The following is a 6621-nucleotide window of genomic DNA, read 5'->3' as shown; positions in this document are numbered from 1 at the left end:
AAGACCTTCGCCGACGCCATGATGTCCGCCGACGTCGACAACGCCTGCGGAGCCGCCTACGGAATGCCGAGCGAGGAACGCGTCAACTCCCGCAACGGTTACCGGCATCGCCAGTGGGACACCAGGGCCGGCAGCATCGACCTGGCCATCCCGAAGATCCGTTCCGGCTCCTACTTCCCCGACTGGCTGTCCCCGACCCTCTCAACGCCGAGGCGCCGCAGCTGCGCGGCCTGGGTGCGGCGGAAAGCGGGATCAGTCGAAGCCGACCGAACACGACCTGCCGTTCTCTACCTGGAGCCTGTCCAAGCCGGCGCCGACGACCAGCACCTGCAAGCCGTCGTCGACAGGGCAAACGTTGCCTGATCCGGCACTGGTCCCCATACGCACAGAAGCCCGTAGCGGCTCCGGGAAGTTCCCAGGGCCACTACGCAGCCGGCTCGCTGAGCCTCGCTCGGTGCCGTGCTCAGCGAGCCGGGGCCCGCTGCTCCCGCGTCACGCGGGCATAGTCGGTGAAAACCCGGCGGAAAAGGTCATGACCGGTCCGGCCGGTGTGCCGTAGACACCAGTCCTGCGCCGTTTCCTGCTCCTCCTGCGGTCCGGATTCCTCGCCGCACCCGACCGTGACGCAGAAGGTCTCGTACGTGACCCCGCCTTCCGGCTCGTGCCGGATCGTGTGCGGCACGTGCCGCATGGCTGAGCGCGTCATGAACACTCCCCTTGAGCGTGTCTGCCGATCTCCACGTTCAGGTCACTGACGCGGGAATGGTCCCCGCGCGCATCCTGGCCTCTGTGCGTTCAGCGTCCAGGGCGAAGCAGACGTTACAGCCGGCCGTACGTGCCGGCTCGGGCTCCAGCGGAGCTACCAGGACTTCCGGCCGCCTTGCGATCGCACGCACCGGACGACGCTCCTCACGGGGCGAACATTGCCGGTCCTAGGCGTTACGTACCCTCGCCCTTCGCCTGCGGAGCGTGCAGGGGCACCTTGCCGAACGGGTCATGTCGGGCGTCCTTACGGCCGTTCCTGCTTCCCCCTCGACCCGGCCCGACCGCAGTTCGCCCGCTGAACGTGCCACTGGAGTGGCTCTCGACCCGATCGGCGTCCGGGGGCTGGTGAGACCGGCAGGAATCGGGTACATACGGACGAGTAGCACCGGTTGGTATGCCTCGGGAGACGCGCATGCGCTCCGCGCGGACCGGCCGGGTCCGCCAACCCGACAACGCGGCGAGGTGAGCTCCTCATGTCCGCACCATCCGCTCCGAAGAACACGCCCAAGGTCACCGAGCGTGAAGCGCGTCAAGTGGCCGAAGCCGCACGCGAGCAGGACTGGCGCAAGCCCAGTTTCGCCAAGGAACTCTTCCTCGGCCGCTTCCGGCTGGACCTCATTCATCCGCATCCCATGCCGCCCGGCGACGACGTCCGGCGCGGCGAGGCGTTCCTCGCCCGGTTGCGCGACTTCTGCGAAACCAAGATCGACGGCGCTCTGATCGAGCGTGAGGCGAAGATCCCCGACGAGGTCATCAACGGCCTCAAGGAGCTCGGCGCCCTCGGGATGAAGATCGACCCGAAGTACGGCGGCCTGGGACTGACCCAGGTCTACTACAACAGGGCGCTCGCCCTGGTCGGCTCCGCCAACCCGGCGCTCGGCGCGCTGCTCTCCGCCCACCAGTCCATCGGCGTACCGCAGCCGCTGAAGCTCTTCGGCAGCCAGGAGCAGAAGGACACCTTCCTTCCCCGGCTCGCCCGCACCGACATCTCGGCGTTTCTCCTCACCGAACCGGATGTCGGCTCCGACCCTGCCCGGCTCGCCACCTCGGCCGTTCCGGACGGTTCCGACTACATCCTCGACGGTGTGAAGCTGTGGACGACCAATGGCGTCGTCGCCGACCTGCTGGTCGTCATGGCCCGCGTCCCGAAGTCGGTCGGCCACAAGGGCGGCATCACCGCGTTCGTCGTCGAGGCGGACGCCCCGGGCGTCACCGTGGAGAACCGCAACGCCTTCATGGGGCTGCGCGGGCTCGAGAACGGCGTGACCCGCTTCCACCGCGTCCGGGTCCCGGCCGCCAACCGTATCGGCCCGGAGGGAGCCGGTCTCAAGATCGCCCTCACCACGCTCAACACGGGCCGACTGTCGCTCCCCGCCATGTGCGTCGGAGCGGGAAAGTGGTGCCTGAAGATCGCCCGCGAATGGTCGGCGGTCCGCGAACAGTGGGGCAGGCCGGTTGCCCGGCACGAAGCCGTCGGTGCCAAGATCTCTTTCATCGCGGCCACCACATTCGCCCTGGAAGCAGTTGTCGACCTCGCCTCGCAGATGGCGGACGAGGATCGCAACGACATCCGCATCGAGGCAGCCCTGGCCAAGCTGTACGGCTCCGAGATGGGCTGTCTCATGGCCGACGAACTGGTCCAGATCCGGGGCGGCCGGGGCTTCGAGACCGCCGACTCCCTCGCCGCCAGGGGCGAACGGGCCGTCCCCGCCGAACAGCTCCTCCGCGACCTGCGGATCAACCGGATCTTCGAGGGCTCGACAGAGATCATGCATCTGTTGATCGCCCGCGAGGCCGTCGACGCCCACCTGAAAGTCGCCGGAGATCTTATCGACCCCGACAAGCCCCTCTCGGCCAAGGCGAAGGCGGGAGCGAACGCGGCCGGCTTCTACGCCCGCTGGTTGCCCAAGCTTGTCACCGGACCAGGTCAACTGCCGCGCACCTACAACGAGTTCCATCCGCCCGGGCACCCGGACCTGTCCACCCATCTGCGCTACGTCGAACGCTCTGCCCGCAAACTGGCCCGCTCCACCTTCTACGCGATGTCGCGCTGGCAGGGACGCATGGAGACCAAGCAGGGCTTTCTGGGCCGGATCGTCGACATCGGTGCCGAACTCTTCGCGATGAGTGCCGCCTGCGTCCGTGCCGAACTTCTGCGCACCACTGACGAGCACGGCCGGGAGGCCTACCAACTCGCCGACGCCTTCTGCCACCAGTCCCGCATTCGCGTCGAGGAACTCTTCACCCGCCTCTGGTCCAACACCGACCAGCTCGACCGGCACGTGGTCGACGGCGTCCTCGGCGGCGCGTACCTCTGGTTGGAGGAAGGAGTCGTCGACCCGAGCGGTGAGGGCCCCTGGATCGCCGATGCCACCCCCGGCCCGGCCACCAAGGACAACGTCCACCGTCCCATTCGCTGACCGCCGGTCCATCGAGCCGGCCGGTCGGGCCGGGCGGGAGGCGTCCACTCGCTGGACGCTCCCCGCCCGGCCCTGTGCCGCACGACAGGATGGGCGTCGCGACCTGGCGCCCATGGGAGGCCGAGCCCACCGGCTCAGGGACGTCGCAGCCGCCCATGCTCCCGCCACGGCGCTCACCCGCGCCGCCCTCGGGCGGGGACGCCGACGCCCAGAGGCTGCCGGAATTCACAGGAACACTTCCTGAGCCGCTCCTCCCGGAGGTCTCCGGGGGCGCGCTGTCCGCCTGCCGGGCCGATGCGGCAACAATGGGGGGCATGAGCGACAGCCCTGCACCCCTCGCCGACCCGCACCTCATCTTCGACGCAGTGGAAGGACGCCGGGATCTCGTCATCCTCGGCTCCACCGGGTCCATCGGCACCCAGGCCATCGACCTGGTGTTGCGTAACCCCGACCGCTTCCGCGTCACCGCGCTCTCCGCCGCGGGAGGCCGGGTTGCCCTCCTCGCCGAGCAGGCGCGGCGACTGAGAGTGCGCACGGTCGCCGTCGCCGTACCGGACGCGGTGCCGGCCCTCCGCGAAGCGCTGCGCGAGCAGTACGGTGCCGGGGAACCGCTTCCGGAGATCCTGGCAGGACCGGACGCCGCCACGCAGCTCGCCGGGAGCGCCTGTCACACCGTGCTCAACGGAATCACCGGCTCGATCGGTCTGGCCCCCACGCTCGCCGCGCTGGAGGCCGGCCGTACGCTCGCCCTCGCCAACAAGGAATCGCTGATCGTGGGCGGACCGCTGGTGAAGGCCCTGGCCAAGCCGGGCCAGATCATCCCGGTCGACTCCGAGCACGCCGCGCTCTTCCAGGCGCTCGCCGCCGGCACCCGGGCCGATGTCCGGAAGCTTGTCGTCACCGCGTCCGGCGGCCCGTTCCGGGGACGGACGAAGAGCGAGCTGGCGAGCGTCACGCGTGAGCAGGCGCTCGCGCACCCCACCTGGGCCATGGGCCCGGTGATCACGATCAACTCCGCCACCCTGGTCAACAAGGGACTGGAGGTCATCGAGGCTCACCTTCTGTACGACATTCCGTTCGAGCGGATCGAAGTCGTCGTCCACCCCCAGTCGTACGTTCACTCCATGGTGGAATTCACCGACGGCTCCACCCTGGCTCAGGCCACTCCGCCGGACATGCGCGGACCGATCGCCATCGGCCTCGGCTGGCCGGAACGAGTCCCGGACGCGGCACCTGCTTTCGACTGGTCGAGGGCGTCCACCTGGGAGTTCTTCCCTCTCGACAACGAGGCGTTTCCGTCTGTGGGCCTGGCCAGGCACGTGGGCACGCTCGGCGGCACCGCCCCGGCGGTGTTCAACGCGGCGAACGAGGAGTGTGTGGACGCTTTCCTGTCGGGACAGCTGCCGTTCAACGGAATCATGGATACGGTCACGGCGGTGGTGGCCGAACACGGCACCCCTGCCACGGGAACTTCGCTCACGGTCGCAGACGTCCTGGAAGCGGAGACCTGGGCACGGGCCCGGGCTCGGGAACTCTCGGCGAAAGCGACAGCGGAGGCGCGCGCATGAGTATGACGACGGTCCTGTTGACGATTCTGGGTATCGTCGTGTTCGCCTTCGGCCTGCTGTTCTCGATCGCCTGGCACGAACTGGGACACCTGTCGACCGCGAAGCTCTTCGGGATCCGCGTCCCGCAGTACATGGTCGGCTTCGGCCCGACCATCTGGTCGCGGAAGAAGGGCGACACCGAGTACGGGATCAAGGCGATCCCGGCCGGTGGCTACATCCGCATGATCGGCATGTTCCCGCCCGGTCCGGACGGACGGCTCGAGGCGCGCTCCACTTCGCCGTGGCGGGGAATGATCGAGGACGCCCGGGAAGCCGCTTTCGAGGAAATCGAACCGGGCGACGAGAACCGCCTCTTCTACACGCGCAAGCCATGGAAGCGCGTGATCGTCATGTTCGCCGGACCGTTCATGAACCTGGTTCTGGCCGTCGCGATCTTCCTCGGCGTGTCGATGACCTTCGGCTTCCAGACGCAGACCACCGAGGTCGCGGGCGTCCAGAAATGCGTGATCGCGCAGAGCGAGAAGCGGGACACCTGCAAGAAGAGCGACCCGGTCTCGCCCGCGCAGGCCGCCGGACTGAAGAAGGGCGACAAGATCGTCGCCTTCAACGGCCAGAAGGTGGACGACTGGGCCGCCCTCTCCGACCGGATCCGTGCCACCATCGGCCCCGCCACCATCACCGTCGAGCGCGGCGGCCAGGAGACGACGCTCCACGCCGTGCTGCAGAAGAACATGGTGGCCAAGAAGGACTCCAAGGGTGAGGTGGTCCCCGGCTACGTCCCGGCCGGGTATCTGGGTTTCGCGGCCCAGACCGAGATCGTTCCGCTCTCCTTCAACGACTCGGTCGTCCGCATGGGCGACATGATCCAGAACGGCGTCGACTCGATCATCGCCCTCCCGTCCAAGATCCCGGGCCTGTGGAGCGCGGCCTTCGGCGACGGCGAGCGAGCGGCCGACTCCCCGGTCGGCGTCGTGGGCGCGGCCAGGATCGGCGGCGAGGTGATGACGCTGGACGTCCCGGCGACGAACCAGATCGCGATGATGCTGTTCCTGCTGGCCGGCTTCAACCTCTCGCTGTTCCTCTTCAACATGCTGCCCCTGCTTCCGCTCGACGGCGGGCACATCGCGGGAGCCCTCTGGGAGTCCCTGCGTCGCAATGTGGCGCGGGTCTTCAAGCGCCCCGACCCCGGCCCCTTCGACGTGGCCAAGCTGATGCCGGTCGCCTATGTCGTCGCCGGCGTCTTCATCTGCTTCACCCTGCTCGTCCTGGTGGCTGACATCGTCAATCCCGTCAAGATCTCCTGACCGCCCTGAGGCGACGGCCGGCCCGAGCCATGGGCCGGCCCGGAGCGCCGACCGGTCCGGCGCGCTCATGGGCCTGGCGCCCGCCCGGCCTGGCGCGTTGCCACGCGTCACGCCGGACGACCTCGGCGCGACGATCGGGCAGATCGAGCCGGGCGCACCACGGGCGGTGACCGGGCATACATCTGATCTGATGTCCGGGCGCCTCTGTTTGTACGGACTTCGGGATGCGGTGTGCTCCGGGTTCCCCCCGGTGCCGTAACCTCGAAGGTCGGAGCCCGCCGATCTCGGGACCTTGATCCACACCTTGGGGATGCTCAGCGCATGACTGCGATTTCTCTCGGAATGCCGTCCGTTCCGACCAAGCTCGCCGACCGGAGGGTCAGCCGCAAGATCCAGGTCGGGTCGGTGGCGGTCGGTGGGGATGCGCCGGTGTCGGTGCAGTCGATGACCACGACCCGTACGTCGGACATCGGTGCGACGTTGCAGCAGATCGCGGAGTTGACGGCGTCTGGCTGTCAGATCGTGCGGGTGGCGTGTCCGACGCAGGATGATGCGGATGCGTTG

The 6621-nt window shown here is 68.5% G+C and carries 5 protein-coding genes and 1 pseudogene; 5 read left to right on the top strand and 1 reads right to left on the bottom strand.

Annotated elements, in window-relative coordinates; all coding sequences use genetic code 11:
• Positions 1-195 (top strand): annotated as a pseudogene (locus tag AB0915_RS37740) (transposase); the annotation flags it as partial.
• 268 nt (positions 196-463) lie between these two features.
• On the opposite strand, the gene AB0915_RS37735 reads toward AB0915_RS37740, so the two are convergent.
• Positions 464-706 (bottom strand): hypothetical protein, encoded by a 243-nt coding sequence (locus AB0915_RS37735; RefSeq protein ID WP_366695727.1) that lies wholly within the window; start codon positions 704-706, stop codon positions 464-466.
• A 532-nt stretch (positions 707-1238) separates the two neighbouring features.
• On the opposite strand from AB0915_RS37735, the gene AB0915_RS37730 reads away from it, so the two are divergent.
• The 4 genes from AB0915_RS37730 to AB0915_RS37715 all read left to right on the top strand — a co-directional run.
• Entirely contained in the window at positions 1239-3185 is a 1947-nt protein-coding gene (locus AB0915_RS37730) for an acyl-CoA dehydrogenase family protein (protein ID WP_366695726.1), read from the top strand.
• A 314-nt stretch (positions 3186-3499) separates the two neighbouring features.
• Positions 3500-4753, top strand: coding sequence for a 1-deoxy-D-xylulose-5-phosphate reductoisomerase (gene dxr / locus AB0915_RS37725; protein ID WP_366695725.1), 1254 nt, complete (start codon positions 3500-3502; stop codon positions 4751-4753).
• Positions 4750-6057 carry a site-2 protease family protein gene (locus AB0915_RS37720; RefSeq protein ID WP_366695723.1) on the top strand — a complete coding sequence of 436 codons (1308 nt, stop codon included), beginning with the start codon at positions 4750-4752 and terminating at the stop codon, positions 6055-6057. Before dxr ends, AB0915_RS37720 begins: the two co-directional genes overlap by 4 nt.
• A 321-nt stretch (positions 6058-6378) precedes the next feature.
• A partial coding sequence (locus AB0915_RS37715) for a flavodoxin-dependent (E)-4-hydroxy-3-methylbut-2-enyl-diphosphate synthase (protein WP_366695721.1) occupies positions 6379-6621 on the top strand: 243 nt, incomplete at its 3' end.

Source organism: Streptomyces sp. NPDC048411 (genome assembly GCF_040704695.1).
In the GTDB taxonomy this organism is placed as follows: Bacteria; Actinomycetota; Actinomycetes; order Streptomycetales; family Streptomycetaceae; genus Streptomyces.
This window is presented reverse-complemented; position numbering and strand designations above follow the sequence as displayed.

Excerpts from the sequence above, each read along its gene's own strand:
- AB0915_RS37720 (WP_366695723.1), top strand. The coding sequence starts at position 4,750 with ATGAGTATGACGACGGTCCTGTTGACGATTCTGGGTATCGTCGTGTTC.
- AB0915_RS37730 (WP_366695726.1), top strand. The coding sequence starts at position 1,239 with ATGTCCGCACCATCCGCTCCGAAGAACACGCCCAAGGTCACCGAGCGT.
- dxr (WP_366695725.1), top strand. The coding sequence starts at position 3,500 with ATGAGCGACAGCCCTGCACCCCTCGCCGACCCGCACCTCATCTTCGAC.
- AB0915_RS37735 (WP_366695727.1), bottom strand. The coding sequence starts at position 706 with ATGACGCGCTCAGCCATGCGGCACGTGCCGCACACGATCCGGCACGAG.